The organism is Pseudomonas sp. LG1E9 (genome assembly GCF_003290225.1).
In the GTDB taxonomy this organism is placed as follows: domain Bacteria; phylum Pseudomonadota; class Gammaproteobacteria; order Pseudomonadales; family Pseudomonadaceae; genus Aquipseudomonas; species Aquipseudomonas cyclaminis.
This window is the reverse complement of the sequence record NZ_CP029983.1, coordinates 835,453-850,650: the sequence shown is the minus strand read 5'-3', so window position 1 is coordinate 850,650 and position 15,198 is coordinate 835,453. Positions and strand designations below refer to the sequence as shown.

The 15,198-nt window shown below is 61.9% G+C and carries 10 protein-coding genes and 1 pseudogene; 2 read left to right on the top strand and 9 right to left on the bottom strand.

The features are described 5' to 3' along the window. Nucleotides 1-142: 142 nt before the first annotated feature. The 8 genes and pseudogenes from DNK50_RS04150 to DNK50_RS04115 all read right to left on the bottom strand — a co-directional run bounded on the left by DNK50_RS04150 (nucleotide 143) and on the right by DNK50_RS04115 (nucleotide 13,555). A complete protein-coding gene (locus tag DNK50_RS04150) occupies nucleotides 143-559 on the bottom strand; it encodes a hypothetical protein (RefSeq protein WP_112192893.1) in 417 nt (138 codons plus the stop codon). 249 nt (nucleotides 560-808) lie between these two features. Further along, a pseudogene (locus DNK50_RS04145) lies at nucleotides 809-2,135 on the bottom strand (Fic family protein). Nucleotides 2,136-2,225: 90 nt separating this feature from the next. Beyond that, nucleotides 2,226-2,471 carry a DUF2789 domain-containing protein gene (locus DNK50_RS04140; protein ID WP_112192892.1) on the bottom strand — a complete coding sequence of 82 codons (246 nt, stop codon included), beginning with the start codon at nucleotides 2,469-2,471 and terminating at the stop codon, nucleotides 2,226-2,228. A 9-nt stretch (nucleotides 2,472-2,480) separates the two neighbouring features. Beyond that, nucleotides 2,481-3,092 (bottom strand): adenylyl-sulfate kinase, encoded by a 612-nt coding sequence (gene cysC, locus DNK50_RS04135; RefSeq protein WP_371929462.1) that lies wholly within the window; start codon nucleotides 3,090-3,092, stop codon nucleotides 2,481-2,483. Beyond that, nucleotides 3,076-4,590, bottom strand: coding sequence for a TolC family protein (locus tag DNK50_RS04130; RefSeq protein WP_099584326.1), 1,515 nt, complete (start codon nucleotides 4,588-4,590; stop codon nucleotides 3,076-3,078). Before DNK50_RS04130 ends, cysC begins: the two co-directional genes overlap by 17 nt. A 40-nt stretch (nucleotides 4,591-4,630) precedes the next feature. After that, the gene (locus DNK50_RS04125) at nucleotides 4,631-10,945 is read right to left on the bottom strand and encodes an Ig-like domain-containing protein (RefSeq protein ID WP_112192891.1); all 6,315 of its coding nucleotides are present in this window, start codon (nucleotides 10,943-10,945) and stop codon (nucleotides 4,631-4,633) included. A gap of 53 nt (nucleotides 10,946-10,998) precedes the next feature. Continuing rightward, nucleotides 10,999-11,832, bottom strand: a complete 834-nt coding sequence (locus DNK50_RS04120) for a sulfotransferase (protein WP_099584324.1) — start codon at nucleotides 11,830-11,832, stop codon at nucleotides 10,999-11,001. Between the two features lie 118 nt (nucleotides 11,833-11,950). Beyond that, the gene (locus tag DNK50_RS04115) at nucleotides 11,951-13,555 is read right to left on the bottom strand and encodes a glycosyltransferase family 39 protein (protein ID WP_099584323.1); all 1,605 of its coding nucleotides are present in this window, start codon (nucleotides 13,553-13,555) and stop codon (nucleotides 11,951-11,953) included. A gap of 197 nt (nucleotides 13,556-13,752) precedes the next feature. Here DNK50_RS04115 and DNK50_RS04110 point away from each other — a divergent pair, with 197 nt between their 5' ends. Both DNK50_RS04110 and DNK50_RS04105 read left to right on the top strand, forming a co-directional pair. Further along, entirely contained in the window at nucleotides 13,753-14,340 is a 588-nt protein-coding gene (locus DNK50_RS04110; RefSeq protein WP_099584322.1) for a phage tail protein, read from the top strand. A 57-nt stretch (nucleotides 14,341-14,397) separates the two neighbouring features. Then, the gene (locus tag DNK50_RS04105; protein WP_099584321.1) at nucleotides 14,398-14,706 is read left to right on the top strand and encodes a hypothetical protein; all 309 of its coding nucleotides are present in this window, start codon (nucleotides 14,398-14,400) and stop codon (nucleotides 14,704-14,706) included. On the opposite strand, the gene DNK50_RS04100 is transcribed toward DNK50_RS04105, so the two are convergent. Continuing rightward, a complete protein-coding gene (locus DNK50_RS04100; protein ID WP_112192890.1) occupies nucleotides 14,682-15,197 on the bottom strand; it encodes a GNAT family N-acetyltransferase in 516 nt (171 codons plus the stop codon). The two genes, DNK50_RS04105 and DNK50_RS04100, sit on opposite strands and share 25 nt — an antisense overlap. Between the last annotated feature and the right edge of the window lies 1 nt (nucleotide 15,198).

The following is a 15,198-nucleotide window of genomic DNA, read 5'->3' as shown; positions in this document are numbered from 1 at the left end:
CCCCTCCCACATTTGGATCGGTGTCGGCTTGCTGGATTTTCCATTATGTCGAGGCCATAGGGCAGGGAGACCAGTGCGGCGGTTTTGGATGTCAGATGGGGTTGTGCCACAGACTTGATGGGTTCTCAGGTCTCTTGGCCGGTCAGGGTTTTTTGCACCATCGCCATACGCTCCAGACTTTGATTGCCTCCGAAATAATCACTAACACAGCCATTAACACCAAATTGTAGTTAGGGACAAGCTGAGCCCCTACCAGCAAAGGCGAAACAGAAGGCACAATAAAAGCCAATCGCAAGGGTGTTTGAAGGTAAGTAACCCATCTCACCTGTTTACGTCCAAGAAAGAACAGTAGGCACGAGAGCACGATGGAAACTTGCAGCAGCATGGCAAAGCCGAACATGTATAACTGCACAACGCTATGATCACGCAGTACCCATAAAGCACTTTCAACATCGCTTAAATAAGGAATCCTTGCCTGTATTGCGCTGGCCACCGCATAACGAATCAGATATAGGGCATCCATGGCTCCCCAAAACCAAAAAACATGCTTGCGCGTCATTCTCCTGCCTCCTTGTATTCGTAGAACACGTCCGGTGTTACAGGCTGCCAATGCCACGACTTACCACCCACCTGCCAGTTGTCATCGCCCTCCATATAACGTTGTTTTATATGCCGCAGCTCTCCATATCGACGCTCAACTGATCGGTGAGTAAGTTGATCATCTCGACTATCAAGCCTTACCCACCGTTGAGTCATAGCGCCTGTTAATAACGACTCCCACACACCGGCCACTATCGCCCACTTCCCTTTAGTCGATAGGAAGTTTCCCAACTTCACGCAGAGCACTCCCCACCTCCTCCTCAATAAACTCAAACACCTCCTCCGACACGCTGTACTGAAACTGCTTGCGCCGGTGCTTGGAAACCTTGCCGTCGTTATCCAGGCACATCATCACCAACCTCGACAAATCACTACCGCGCACGTCAAAGCGTTGATTCACGGCCTTGATCACCCGGTCATAACGGTCGAGAAATTCGGTTTCCTCGCGCAGTTCCACTTCCAGGGCGCGGCGGGCCATTTGCAGGGTGAATTCGACGCAGCAGGTGGCGTCCCAGTAGCGGTAGATCGAGGGGTGGCCGATGAAGTCGAAGGCCATTTGATCGCCGTCCAGCCAGGTGACGTCCCAGAACTCGCGCGTCGGTCGTGAAAAACCTTTGAGCGCCTCCAGATAGGCCTGCTCTTCGTGCTTCATCGCGACGGACACCGGCCGCAGCAGGCCATTTTCCAGTGCGCCGTAGTGGCAGAGCGTTTGGTGGATCAGGAAGCGCGAGAGGCGCCCGTTGCCGTCCATGAACGGGTGCAGGAACACAAAGCCGAACGCGGTAACGGCCGCCGCTACCAGCGGATCGACGCCGCGTACCGGTTGGTTGGCGAAGGCCATCAGCTCTTCCATCAACTCCTGGCGCAACAGTTGGACGAAGCGGCGGGATTTTTCTTCGCTCGGTTGTTCTTTTTCGATGGCGAACGAGTCGCGGGTTTCGTGGAGGTAGGCCCACTGGATGGCACGGTCCATCATTTCGGGTGGGAGGGTGGCCATGAAGGATTTGGCGCGGTCGAGGATATCGAAGCTCAGAAGCGCTTCTATCTCTGGTGTTCGCTCCACGGTCGCGCAATAAGCCAAAGAACCCAAGCCATTGAAGTCGATGCGCCAACGGGAGTTACGCGTAGACGGCCCCGTCACGTAACACTGCGGGTCAAACAGAGGAGAAACCCGGCTGTTGATCGGTTTGTTGTAATCCAAGCGTTGACGGGGTCAAGCCCTCCCATAGGTAGCAAACCTTTCGGATAAAAAGACCGTTGGGCGCTTTTTCCAGCTCACGTAGCAGTGAGTCAGCGCTAACGACTTCAAGGGCCTGGGCCAGAATGCCGAGGTTGATGCCTTCATGCTTGAGAGCGAAAAGAATGTGCTCAAGCACCGAGTCAACAGCGAGGGCGACGGCGTGAGGAACGGCCTGGCAATCACCAATCATCGAAATGCGTGTGACGGGCTTGATCATGGCAGCACGGGCAGGCGCAATGGCTTTCAACCCGAGGGACTGATGGAGATGGGCATATCCATCAAAGTCATCGCACAGACTCAGAAAAAATTCACTGACGCGATTAAAGCTTAGATTTTTTCAACCAGCCTCGTTTTTTTTCAAGTGATCAACCTTTTGCTAGGTTTTTTACACACCTCGCCCATCCCGCAACATCAGATTCAACTCATCCACCACCACCGCCCAATCCGCGTCATCCAAAATTTCCTCACGCAACAAAGCGCTCTGGCTGTCGGTCCAGAAAAACGCATCCGCCAATTTCAGATCCGGTTTGAGCGGTGAATGACTGGCCAAGAATTGATCAATGCTCTTCGGGTCATCCGGCAAACCCAACTGTTTGAACAATGACGGCAAGCTATGCACTGGCGATTCCATGGCGGGCTCCTAAGAAGGTGATTCTCCAGAGTCTAGTCCAGGCGCCAGCCAGGCCAGCAAACCTTCGACGCACTGCTGCGCCGGTAACACGCCGGTATCCAGCACCAACGCAGTATCCCTCGGCGGCTCATAGGGTGAACCCACGCCGGTAAATCCTGGCAATTCGCCCCGTCGCGCCCGGGCGTAGTGCCCTTTGGGATCGCGCCCTTCGCACACCGCCAAGGATGCGCTGCACCACACTTCCAGGTAATCCGCGCCCAGGCGTCCGGCAAACACCGCCCGCAATTCGGTCAGCGGCGCGATCATCGCGAGGATCACGATCTGCCCGTTGTCCACCAGCAGCGCCGCCAGTTCGCTGGCACGGCGGATGTTTTCCTCGCGGTCGCCGTCGGCAAAACCCAAGTCTTTATTAAGGCCGCCGCGCAAGGCATCGCCGTCGAGCACGATGCTTTGCCGACCCTGTTCGAAAAGCGCAGCTTGCAGCCCCTGGGCCAGGGTCGACTTGCCCGATGCGGGCAAACCGGTGAGCAGGATCGCCATACCGCGATGCCCATTACGCGCCTCGCGCTGACGGCGCGTGATGCTCGCCGTCGGCGCCACCAGGTTACTGGGCAACAGCACGCGGCACCGGTGCAGCGATGTTGCCGGCAGCCCAGGCCGATTCACGGCTGGCCAGCGCGGTGGCGATGGTCTGCACGCGGTCAGAGTCCAATTGCTCGGGCAACGGGTCGAGTCCGGCGCTGGCGAAGATCTGGCCGTAGGCATTACGCAGGTCGGCATAGGCCAGGTCACGGCGCAGGTCGGCTTGCAGGGTGTTGAGTTCGCCCTGGATCAGGTCCAGTTCGCCCAAGCCGGCTGCTTCATGCCGGTTGCGCAGTTGGGTGAGGATTTGCCCGTCGATGTTCGCCAGTTGTTCGTTGGTCTTGAACTGGCGCACGGCGTCCTGGTAATTGGCGTTGGCCACATAGACTTGTGCCAGCACCGCGATCGACATGGCCTGGCGCCGTGCGGTGGCAACTTCTTCGCCAGCCTTGGCCACGTCGATGGCCGCCGGGGCGGAGATCACGTTGAACAGGTTCCAGGTGATCTTGGCGCCATAGTCAGCCCAACGATTGTCTACCAGGAACGAGTTGCTGTCGTAGTGCCCGCCAGCGGAAAACTCCAGGCCCGGCAGCAGGCGCAGCATGGCTTTGCGGGTTTCCGCAGCGCTGATGCGGGTCTGGTAATCCTGCTCACGCAGTTCCGGGCGATTGGCCAGGGCTTCCTGTTCCAGGCTGCTCAGATTGACCTTGAGTTGAGGCACCGTGTACTCGTCCGGCGTGGCCAGCTTCAGGTCGGTGCCCATGGGCAGGTTGATCAGGGTGGCCAGTTCAGTCTTGGCCAGGGACAGGGCGCGGCGCTGCTCCTGCAATTGGCGTGTGGCTTCGATCAGCGAACGCTGGTAACCGAGGGCCTGGACCGGGTCGCCGATGCGCTGCTCGCTCATGTTTTGGCTGTTGGCCTGTGCTTGATCGACCCGTGCCATCAGGCTGTCGATCTGGGTCAGCAGACGCTCGGCGGCCACCGCGCGCCAGTAGGCAGAGCGCACGTCCTGAACGATGGTGTTGATCACCTTGCGTCGACGTTCCTGGATGATCAGGCGCTGGTCGCCCTGCTGCTTGGCGCTGATGTAGCTGACGCCGAAGTCGAGCACGTTCCACACCATGGTCAGGTCCGCCACACGGCGGTCGCGATCCTGGGAGGTGGACGGCTCCAGGGACTGCGTACCGGTGAGCACGCTCTGGCTGCTGGAGGCGTTGGTGTTATTGCGCCCGGCGTAGCCTGCGGACAGGGCCATGCGCGGCAGCATGTCGAAACTGGACAGGTCCGATTGGCGCTTGGCCAAGGCTTCTTCCATCACCTTCAAGCGACCTTCGAGGTTGTATTTCACCGCACGGGCCATGGCCTGGTGCAGGGTCAAGGGGCCGCTGAGGGGCTCTTGATCCTTGTACATGCCGTGTAGATCGCTGCGGGCTCGCTGCTCACTGACACTGCGCTCAATCGGTTCGCTGGTGACCGCGCAACCGCTGATCGCCAGCACCAGCAGGCTGGCGCCGAACAACTTTTGACCTGTCTTCATCCCTGTACTGCCCCTGTTCCTGCGCAAAATTGGAGTGTGTTCAAGCCTGCATTTCGCTGATGCCGACCTGTTGCAGCGCGGCCGCCAGGTCCATCACCTGACGATGCTCGGTGTCGTTGATCTGTTGCAGTTGCTGGCCAAGAGTCGGCGCGCCAAATACGCCACGCAGGCCCTGGGCCGCGTCGCCGCTGCCCTTGATCGACTTGTTGTCGAACGCCTTGAAGCCACTGTCGTCGCCGCTGTTCTCGCGGTTGAACAGCCCCGAGAGGGTGCTTGAACCAAACACCCCGCCATCGCCGCCACCAAACCCGAGGAAGCCCTGGCCACTGCCGTCCCCACTGCTATCGGTGCTGAACACCTGGGCGATGAAACTGGGCGACGAAGCGCCGTTGTTGATGAAAATACTGCCGATGGGCGGCAAGCCCCCGCCCATTTCACGTTGCTCGAACAGCGGCGGGAAGCCGATAGGCGAACCCAGCTCGCCCCCCGGCCGGCCGAAGATGATCGGCTGCAACGGCTGGTTCGGTGCGTCCACAGGCGCCGTCGGCGTGGTAACACGGAACAGGGGGTCGCCCGTCAGCGCGATGGTGTTGATCGCAAAGTTGTTGGAGTTGGCAAAACCGCTGCCGGCGTTGCCCGCGAGGTCCGCCACCAGGCTGGAATCCAGCGTGATGAAGTTGCTCGGGTCGTTGATATTGGCCGTCGGTGTCAGGGTCGCGGTCCAGGTCTTGCCGCCGTCGTTGGTGGCCAGGTTGGACAAGGTGCCATTGGCCACGCTGAGGTCATCCAGCTCGAAACCGCTGACCTTCTCGCTGAAGGTGAAGGTCACCGTGGTGGTCTGCCCGACCGTCAGGTTGGAGTTGGCCACGCTGATGGTCGCGGTAGGCCGCTCACCATCAATGGCAAAGTTGTTGGAAATCACGATGCCGCTGCCGACGTTACCCGCCGCATCATTCACCAGACCGGTGTCCAGTACGATCAGGTTGGTGGCATCGCTGATCGCCGCCGTCGGCGTCAAGGTAGCCGTCCAGGTCTTGCCGCCATCGCTGCTGGCCAGGTTGGACAGCACACCGTTGGCCACGCTCAGGTCCGACAAATCGAAACCGCTGACCGCTTCGCTGAAGCCGATGGTCACTGTGGTGGTCTGGCCGATGCCCAGGTTGTTGTCCGCCACGGAGATCGTCGCCGTAGGACGCTGGGTGTCGACCGCGTAGTTGTTGGAGTCGGTGGTGCCCACGCCGGCATTGCCCGCGCCGTTGATCAGGCCAGTATTGTCCAGGGTGATGACGTTGCTGGTATCGGCAATGCTCGCGCTCGGCGTGAACGTGGCCGTCCAGGTGACGCCACCGTCGGTGGACGACAGATTACTCAGCGTGCCATTGCTGACGCTCAGGTCGCTGTTGTCAAAACCGCTCACCGCCTCGTTGAACGTGATGGTCACCAACGAGGTTTCACCGATGTTCAGCGCCGTATCGGCGACCACGATGGTGGCCGTCGGCACCTGGGTATCGATGCTGTAGTTGGCCGAGTTGCTGGTACCCGTTCCGCTGTTGCCCGCCGCGTCACTCACGCCGGTGTTGTCCAGGACGATCAGGTTGGTCGTGTCGCGCACGCCGAGGGCCGGGGTGAAGACGGCGGTCCAGGTCAGGCCGCCGTCGCTGCTGCTCACCGCGCTCAGGGTGCCGTTGGCGACGCTCAGGTCATCATTGCTGAACCCGGTGACGGCCTCGCTGAAGGTGATGGTCACCAACGAGGTTTCGCCGACACTGAGGCTGGAATCAGCCAGCACAATCGTTGCGGTTGGACGCTCGGTGTCCAGCGCATAGTTGTTGGAGTCGGTGCTGCCGACATTGGCGTTGCCGGCCAGGTCGACGACGCCGCCACTGTTGAGTGTGATGAGGTTGCTGCTGTCCGTGACCCCGTTGGTCGGCGTGAGCGTCGCGGTCCAGGTGATGCCGCCGTCGCTGCTGCTCAACCCCGAGAGTAGGCCGTTGGCCACCGTCAGGTCGGCGCTGGTGAACGCCGTCACGGCCTCGCCGAAGGTGATGGTCACCAGTGAGGTCTCGCCGGCGGCAATGGCGGTGTCCGCCACAACGATGCTCGCGGTGGGGCGCACTGTGTCGACCGCGTAGTTGTTGGAGTCGGTGGTGCCCACGCCGGCATTGCCCGCGCCGTTGATCAGGCCAGTATTGTCCAGGGTGATGACGTTGCTGGTATCGGCAATGCTGGCGCTCGGCGTGAACGTGGCCGTCCAGGTGACGCCACCGTCGGTGCTGCTCATGGTGCTGAGTGTGCCGTTGCTGACGGTCAGGTCCGAATTGTCGAACCCGCTGACCGCCGAGTTGAAGGTCACGGTGACCAACGAGGTCTCGCCGATACTCAATGTGGTGTCGGCAATCACAATGGTCGCCGTCGGCACGTTGGTGTCGACCTGGTAGTTGTTGGAGTTGGTGGTGCCGGTACCGCTGTTGCCCGCCGCATCGCTGACGCCGGTGTTGTTCAGGATGATGAGGTTGGACGTGTCGCTGACCCCGAGGGCCGGCGTGAACGTGGCGATCCAGGTGATGCCGCCATCGCTGCTGCTGACCGCGCTCAATGTGCCGTTGGCCACGCTCAGGTCCGAATTGTCGAAACCACTGACCGCTTCCGAGAACGTAATGGTCACCAGCGAGGTTTCGCCGACGCTCAGCGCGGTATCGGCGACAACGATGGTGGCGGTCGGGCGCAGTGTGTCGACGGCATAGTTGTTGGAATCGGTGGTGCCGCTGCCGGTATTACCTGCCCCGTCGACAATCCCGGTGTTATTGAGGGTGATCAGGTTGGTGGTATCGCTGACGCCCGCCGATGGCGTGAAGGTTGCGGTGTAGATGATGTTGTCGCTGGTGCTCAGGCCGCTCAGGCTGCCATTGGTGACACTCAGGTCAGCCAGGGTGAAACCGGTCACCGCCTCGCTGAAGGTGATTGTCACCACGGAGGTTTCGCCAATAGCAACGGCCGTGTCGGCGACCACGAGGGTGGCGGTGGGGCGCTGGGTATCGATGGCGTAGTTGTTGGAGTCGGTGGTGCCGCTGCCGGCGTTGCCCGCCGCGTCAGTCACACCGGTGTTGTCCAGGGTGATGAGGTTGCTGGTGTCGCTGAGACTGGCGCCGGGGGTGAATGTCCCGGTCCAGGTAATACCGCCGTCGCCACTGCTCAGGCCGGTGACAGTGCCGTTGGCGACCGTCAGATCGGCGGCGGTAAAACCTGTTACCGCTTCGCTGAACGTGATGGTGACCAGCGATGTTTCGCCGACGCTCAACGCGGTGTCGGCCACCACGATGCTGGCGGTGGGACGTTGAGTGTCAACCGCAAAGTTGTTGGAGCTGGTGGTGCCGCTGCCCGCGTTACCGGCCGCGTCCGTCACGCCGGTGTTGGCCAGGACGATCAGGTTGGTGGCATCGGTGGTGCTGGCGCTCGGCGTGAGCGTGGCGGTCCAGGTAATACCGCCGTCACCGCTGCTCAGCCCGCTCAAGGCGCCGTTGGCGACGGTCATATCGGCCAGGGTGAAATCAGTGACGGCCTCGCTGAAGGTGATGGTGACCAGCGACGTCTCACCGATGTTCAGTGCGCTATCGGCCACCACGATGCTGGCGGTCGGACGCAGGGTATCGACGGCATAGTTGTTCGAGTCGGTGGTGCCGCTGCCGACGTTGCCGGCCAGGTCGGCAATACCGCTGTTGGTCAGGGTGATCAGGTTGGTGGTGTCACTGATGCTGGCCGTCGGGGTGAGCGTTGCAGTCCAGGTGATACCCCCGTCGCTGCTGCTCAGTACGCTCAAGCTGCCATTGGCAGCGCTCAGGTCGGCCAGGGTGAAACCACTCACGGCCTCGGTGAATGTAATGGTCACCACGGAGGTTTCGCCGATACGCAACGCGGTGTCGGCCACCACGATGGTGGCGGTTGGGCGTTGCGTATCGATCGCGTAGTTGTTCGAGTTGGTGGTGCCCACGCCAGCGTTGCCGTTGAGATCCGCCACGCCGCTGTTGTTCAGGACAATCAGATTGGAGGTGTCGGTGACCGTCGCATCCGGCGTCAGCGTGGCGGTCCAGGTGATGCCACCGTCACTGGTGCTCAGACCGCTGATCGAGCCGTTGGCGACGGTCAGGTCAGCGCTGGTGAAACCGCTCACTGCTTCGCTGAAGGTGATGGTCACTGCGCTCGTTTCGCCGATCCTGAGGGCGGTGTCGCTGACCACGATGGACGCCGTGGGCGCCACGGTATCGTTGACGATGTAGTTGTCGGAGTTGGTCGTGCCCACGCCGGCGTTGCCGGCCAGGTCGGCTACACCGGCGTTGTTCAGGGTGATGACGTTGGTGGTGTCGGTGATGTTGCTGGCCGCAGTCAACGTGCCGGTCCAGGTGATGCCGCCATCGCCACTGGTCAAGGTGCCGACGGTGCCGTTCTGCACCGTCAGGTCCGCCGCAGTGAGGCCCGTCACGGCTTCGGAGAAGGTGATGGTCACCGTCGAGGTGCCGCCGGAGTTCAGGTTGGTATTGGCCACCACGACGGTCGCGGTGGGCGGCGTCTCGTCCGGCACATAGTTGGTGTTGATGGTGCCGCCATCGCCGTAGACGTTGGCCACCGAGGACGGCGAAACACCCGCGGTACCCGCGCTGGTCCCTCCCACGCCACTGCCGCCAACGTTGCCGGCCAGTGCCGCGAAGTTGGCGGCGGTGATCAGGATCGAGCCTTTGTTCCAGATGGCGCCGACCCCGACACCGCCCGCGCCGCCTGCCTGGAGATAGCTGCCGCCGGCGCCACCACCGCCACCGCCACCGCCCGCGCCGACGTTGTTGGAGAGGGTCGAGTTACCGATGATCCGCAGGGTCGCGCCGGTGTCGTTGTAGATCCCGCCCACCGCGCCGCCACCGTCGCCACCGAAGTTGTCGTACCCGTCACCGCCGCCGCCACCGCCGATGGACAATCCGCCGCTGCTGGCCGTACCACCGGCCGAGCCGGTGCTATAACCCGGATACGCCGCACCGCCGGCGCCACCTGTGGTGGAGCCGCCACGCCCGCCGATGTTGAAGAAACCGCCGCCCGCGCCGCCCTGCCCCGCGGTGCCATTGCTGCCCGTGGCGTTGAGGCTGTCGCCGCCCTTGCCACCGGTACCCCCGCTGATCGCGCCGCCGCCACCACCGCCACCACCGGCGTATATCGGCGTTACACCGCCGCCGCCGCCGCCACCGGAAGCGGCGTTGGCGGTCACGGTGACGTTCTTCAGGGTCAAGGTACCGGCGTTGTAGATACCACCGCCCTGAGACACCAACGCATCGTCACCGCCATTACCACCATTGCCGGCCGTCATGCCCCGAGTAATCACCAGGCCATCGAGGGTAGCCGTGGTGCCGGATGTCACTTGCAGGATCTGGGTGCGGTACTGGCCGTCGAGCGTCACGTCGGCCACGTTGTCGTTATTGAGGTCACCGTCGATGGTGACGTTTTTGTTGACCAACAGCACCTGGGTCAGGGCAACGGTCATGGAGCTACTGAACGTGACAATGTCGCCGTTCTGCGCGGACGACAGCGCCGCACGCAAGGAACCGACGCCGGAGTTGAGGTTGTTGGTGGCGGTCCAGGTGGCCAGGCCCCATTGGTATTCACTCATGGCGCTGGCGGACAGCACGTTGGCGCTTTCGATGTTGCCGGTAGCGATTTCCAGGTCCCAGTCGCCGCCCAGGCCGGTGCGGTCGTTGGATGCGGCCACGTCGCGGCCGGTCAATTGCGCCAATGAATCGACCAGACTCAGGCCACGCTCGCCTTCGGCGGTGTAGCAGCCATAAATCAGGATATCGCCGCCCACGTTCATGTCCTGGCCGATCTGCGCCAATATCTCGCTGCGGGCCTGGACGTTATCCGCCGACAGGTAACTGTTACCCAGCCACAGATCGCCGGCATTGCCGTGGGCGATGATCTGCACCGAACTCACGCCCTGGTGGCTGTCGAGGTAATCGGCGATCTGCTGCAAACCGTCCTTGTTCGCCTCCAGTTGCACCACCTGGGTACCGGGCGCCACACCTTCGAGCAGGCTCGCGGAATCCTTGACCCGGGAATCGACGAACAACACGCTCTTGCCCGGCACCGCCGCCTGGGTCGCATCGACCTGGCCCTGGGGCGCGTGCGTGTCTGCCGGCTGGTCGGCGGTGGAAGGCTTGGCCGCCTCGGCCGTGGGATGGGCATCCGGCTGCGCGGCATCGGCCACGGTGGCCGCCACCGCGCCGTCGAACAGCATTCGCGGCTCCAGGCACATAATCATTGGCGATGCCAGGGCTTGCGCGCCCTCGGTTACCCGCGATTTGCCTTTGCTCCACCACATGACGATCACCCGGACTCGAACGACTTGAATACGCAAAAAAGGAAAAGCCGCAATCAACTGATCGCGGCGTCGGTTTTCATACGAATGACATTGGCCGCACTGGCAGACCCATCGCGCCAGAACGACAACGCGGCATACTTCTCAAACAAGTCCGGCGGCAACAGCGTGCGCCGTGCCTGTGGCGCGACCTTGGGCTTGACCTTGTGCAGGCCGGCCAGTCCCAGGGCCTGGTCGAAGAGCGGCGCGTCGTAGGTCAGGTGGTTGAAGTCATGTTCGAACCAGGGCTCGCCGATGAAGTCGTACACCAGCCGCATCACCCGCTCCGGGGCCTGGCTCAACAAGTCGTAATCGACGACCAGCAACGATTCGGCGTTCTCGCCGTAATACGCCTCTTTGAGCGCGGTCCAGGCAAAGCCCACCAGGCGATTGCGCTGGGCCAGGGTTTCGCAGCGGCTGTAGACGGTGTTGCGCTCGTCATCGTCGTTGAACAGTTTGGTGTTCTCGAACGGGTTGGCGCGGTACAGGCGTTCAAGGCTGTCCAGCACCCAGGCCACGTTGCGCACACAGGCGATCACTTTGGCCTGGGGGAACAGGTCATGCAGCGCGGGCATGCGCGCGCACCATTGGCGGTTGGTATCGAACACCACGGGGGTGGAGGCCTTGTCGGCGTAATAGGCATCGAACAACCCGCGCAGCAGACGGCGGCGGGTGCCGGCGTCGATCACCGAGCCGAACTCGCTGCCCGCACTGCATTGCGCCAGCACCCCGTTGAACAAGGGGCTCACTGGGCTGCTCATGCCGGCGTGAAAACGCGGGTTCTGCAGGAGAATCGCAGAGAGCAGGGTCGAACCGGAACGCGGCAGTCCGGAGATAAAGTGATACTGCATCCATTCACCACTTTGTAGGACAAAAATCCGTTTTGTGGTGCAAGCGTAGCTGAGGATTGCAATCTCAACTAGTGGTCATTTGCCACTATTTTGCTAGGCCGTTAATGCCAAACGGATATTAGTCACAGCCCGCACGCTGCGATGCGTCTGGCCCGCGGCACAGCAGATAGAGACGCGCCCTCGCGCCGCCGCCGTCTTGCTGGCTGATCAAGCGCCAGCCGTCGGGCACGGGCGCAAATTCGTCCGGCCCATCGTTGCTGCTGATCAGCCAGACGCGCCGGGTATCGGCGGGTAATGCCGACAAACGGTCGAGGTAAATGCGCCCGCCGTCCTGGTCCACCAAGGTGCCGAAGCCATAGGCATTCGGTCGGGTCGGCGTGCCGTCGGGTTTGGACGGGGTATAGAGCTGCAGCTGCGCGTCGGTCTGGTCGTAATACACGTAGCTGAGGTACCACATCATGTCGCTGAGGACGATGCGGTCGTCTTCCTGGTAGTTGCGATTGACGAACTCCACCGGCACGTTGAACTGGTCGTGCTCATCCACTGCGAAATTATTCTTCAGCCCCACCAGTTCCACACCGACCAACAGCACGAACAACGCCGCCCCGAGCCACACCCGGCGCGAGGGCAGACGATCGATTGCCACCGCCACCAGCATCGGTAATGCCAGGGCGTATACGGTGAGGTAGCGCTCGATAAATACTGGCGAGATAAACGACACCCCATACACCAGCAACAGCGGCAGCAGAAAAAACAGCGCCAATAGCACTGCTGGGCGATCAGGCTCGCGGTCACGCCAGGCGGTAACGCCCACCATCGCTATCAACAGCAATGGGAACAGCCAGAACAGCGGCCGCCAGAGGTCCAGGCCTTCGTCCTGGAGCATAAACTGCCAGATCATCGACGGTACGGAGAACAGGTCGACCGGCGCTTCCCAGCCAATATCGCCGCCGACCTTGAGTTGATCGACATGCTGCACCAGGTCCAGCAGGTTCGGCAGCCAGGGCAGGTAAAGCAGCACGATGGCGACGTTAGCCAGCCACCAGCTGCGGCGTAAGATCAGGCGTTGGCCCGCTGGTTGCGACGTGCACAACACGCCCAGCCAGGCCCAGTGCACCAGTACGCACAGGGCGGTGAAGTAGTGGGTGTAGAAACCGGCAGTCATCAGCAACACATAGGCGACCAGATAACGCGCACGTTCCGGACGGCGCACCCAGTACACCAAGGCCAGGGTGGCACCGAGCAGCCATACACCGAGCAGGGCATACATGCGCACTTCCTGGCTGTAACGCACCGCCGTGGGCATCAATGCCAGCAATAGGCCTGCGAGGACGGCCGCACGTTGGGTCGACAGCTGCCGGGTGAGCCAAATACCCAGGCCCACGACCGCCACGCCAGGGATCGCGCTTATGCTGCGGATCGACCAGATGCCGTCGCCAAACAACTCGATCCAGCCGCGCAGCATGAAAAAATAAAGCGGTGGGTGAACATCGTGGGCGGCGTGAAACCACAGGTCGTCCAAGGCGTATTCGCTGAGCAATAAGCTGGAGCCCTCGTCGCCCCAGATCGCCGCAGCGGTCAGGCCGTAAAAGCGCAGGGCCATGGCCAGCCCCAGGATCGGCAACCACCACAAGCGGCTGAGCCAGCCGGCGCCCGTAAAGGCACCGTCGAACGCGGCAAAGGCGCCGATCTTCTCGTTTTGTCCTACCCACCTTCGCACCACAAATCCCTCAGTACTGCCCGTTTCCAGGGAAAAACATGCATGTGCATAAACCAGCACCACTGTAAGCCAAACGGCCCCTATTCGCTCACTGTTTCGAAAGCGTCGGGCAGCCGGCGAAACCTGCGTCTACGCTCTGCGATGACGCCCCTTCAAGGGTCGTCCCCCCCCTATAGAGCCTCTACAAGGATGAACGATCCATGGAAGTATTCATCGGCACTATCCAACCCTTTGCGTTTAATTTTGCTCCTCGGGAATGGGCCTTGTGCGCCGGTCAAACCCTCTCCCTCAGCCAAAACCAGGCGCTGTTCGCCCTGATCGGCGTCACCTACGGCGGCAACGGCTCGACGACTTTCATGCTGCCCAATCTGCAAGGTCGCCTGCCCGTCTGCCAAGGTAACGGCCCAGGCTTGACGCCGCGTGTTATCGGCGAAGTCTCCGGCACCGAGAGCATCACTGCCACACTGGCCAACCTGCCCGCCCACACCCATGGCAGCACAGCGCTCAAGGCCAGCACCTCGGTGCAACTGGCCAACGCTGCCAGCAACCCGGCCAACGCGCCCACCGCCACCAACTCGTTTATCGGCGCATCCGGTACCGGGCCAGGCAATGCCACCATTTACTCGGACCAACAGGGCGCCAACCCGGTGCCGCTCCAAGGCGTGAGCACCACCTTGACCGGCACCATTGACCCTGCCGGCCAAGGCCAGCCCATGGGGAGCATGAACCCCTTCCTGGTCATCAACTTCAGCATTGCCCTGAACGGCATCTTTCCGTCACGCGAGTGATGCCACCCCTTTGCCGAGGCTTGAATGCCTCGGCGCTTTTGAAGCGGAGCCATGCTTATGTTGAACCTGGTCACCTCTGAACATTTTCGCCCGTTGCTGGCGGGCAGCAGCACGCTTTACTTGCCGGACGGCTCGGCGCTGCCGATTCAGATCGAACGTGTACGCGAGACGCCCCAAGCGACCTTGCCGCACAACCCACGCGGGGCTTTCAGCGTGTTGTTCAGCAGCCTCGGCCCCACCGATTTCGTGGACGGTCTATGCTGCCTGCCGCTGCCGGACGTGTGCCTGGAACAGGTGTTTGTGTCCCGCGAGCCGGCCATGGGCCGAAATGCCGAACGCGGCTATTTCTGCATCGTGTTCAACTGAGACGGGTACCACACCAGCCGTTGCGCGGCGGGTGTCTCTTCCTCCACCCGAAACCCCAGCGCCAGGTAATGCTGGCGCGCGTGGGGGTTGCTCGCCCATACCACCGTGGTCACCGGGCAAAACACCTGGCTGGCGGCCTGCTGCACACCTTGCAACACCGCTCGGCCAAACCCCTGGCCGCGAGCGGCCGGAATAAACGCCAGGTACAGCACGCGGATCTCGTTAGGCCCGAAGTCGGCACTCAACGCGCCGATGGGCGTGCCCAGTTTCTCGACCACGTAATGCAGCGCGCCGGGAAAGTGCTCATCCATGCCCTTTTCCTGGATCTGGAACTGCTGGGCAATCACCTCCTCCACCAACGCCTGTTCGCCATCGATCCATTGCAGATCGGCCCGCGCCGAGCGGTAAAGCCCCTGTAGGAACGGCCCATCGGTACTGCGCGACGGGCGCACCACCAGGCCGTGCGCCAGAGCGCCATCCTTGTTCAGCATC

Bases quoted from the DNA above. Each gene is read 5' to 3' on its own strand.
- DNK50_RS04140 (WP_112192892.1), bottom strand. From the start codon at position 2,471: ATGGAATCGCCAGTGCATAGCTTGCCGTCATTGTTCAAACAGTTGGGT.
- DNK50_RS04100 (WP_112192890.1), bottom strand. From the start codon at position 15,197: ATGCTGAACAAGGATGGCGCTCTGGCGCACGGCCTGGTGGTGCGCCCG.
- DNK50_RS04110 (WP_099584322.1), top strand. From the start codon at position 13,753: ATGGAAGTATTCATCGGCACTATCCAACCCTTTGCGTTTAATTTTGCT.
- DNK50_RS04125 (WP_112192891.1), bottom strand. From the start codon at position 10,945: ATGTGGTGGAGCAAAGGCAAATCGCGGGTAACCGAGGGCGCGCAAGCC.
- DNK50_RS04105 (WP_099584321.1), top strand. From the start codon at position 14,398: ATGTTGAACCTGGTCACCTCTGAACATTTTCGCCCGTTGCTGGCGGGC.
- DNK50_RS04150 (WP_112192893.1), bottom strand. From the start codon at position 559: ATGACGCGCAAGCATGTTTTTTGGTTTTGGGGAGCCATGGATGCCCTA.
- DNK50_RS04120 (WP_099584324.1), bottom strand. From the start codon at position 11,832: ATGCAGTATCACTTTATCTCCGGACTGCCGCGTTCCGGTTCGACCCTG.
- DNK50_RS04130 (WP_099584326.1), bottom strand. From the start codon at position 4,590: ATGAAGACAGGTCAAAAGTTGTTCGGCGCCAGCCTGCTGGTGCTGGCG.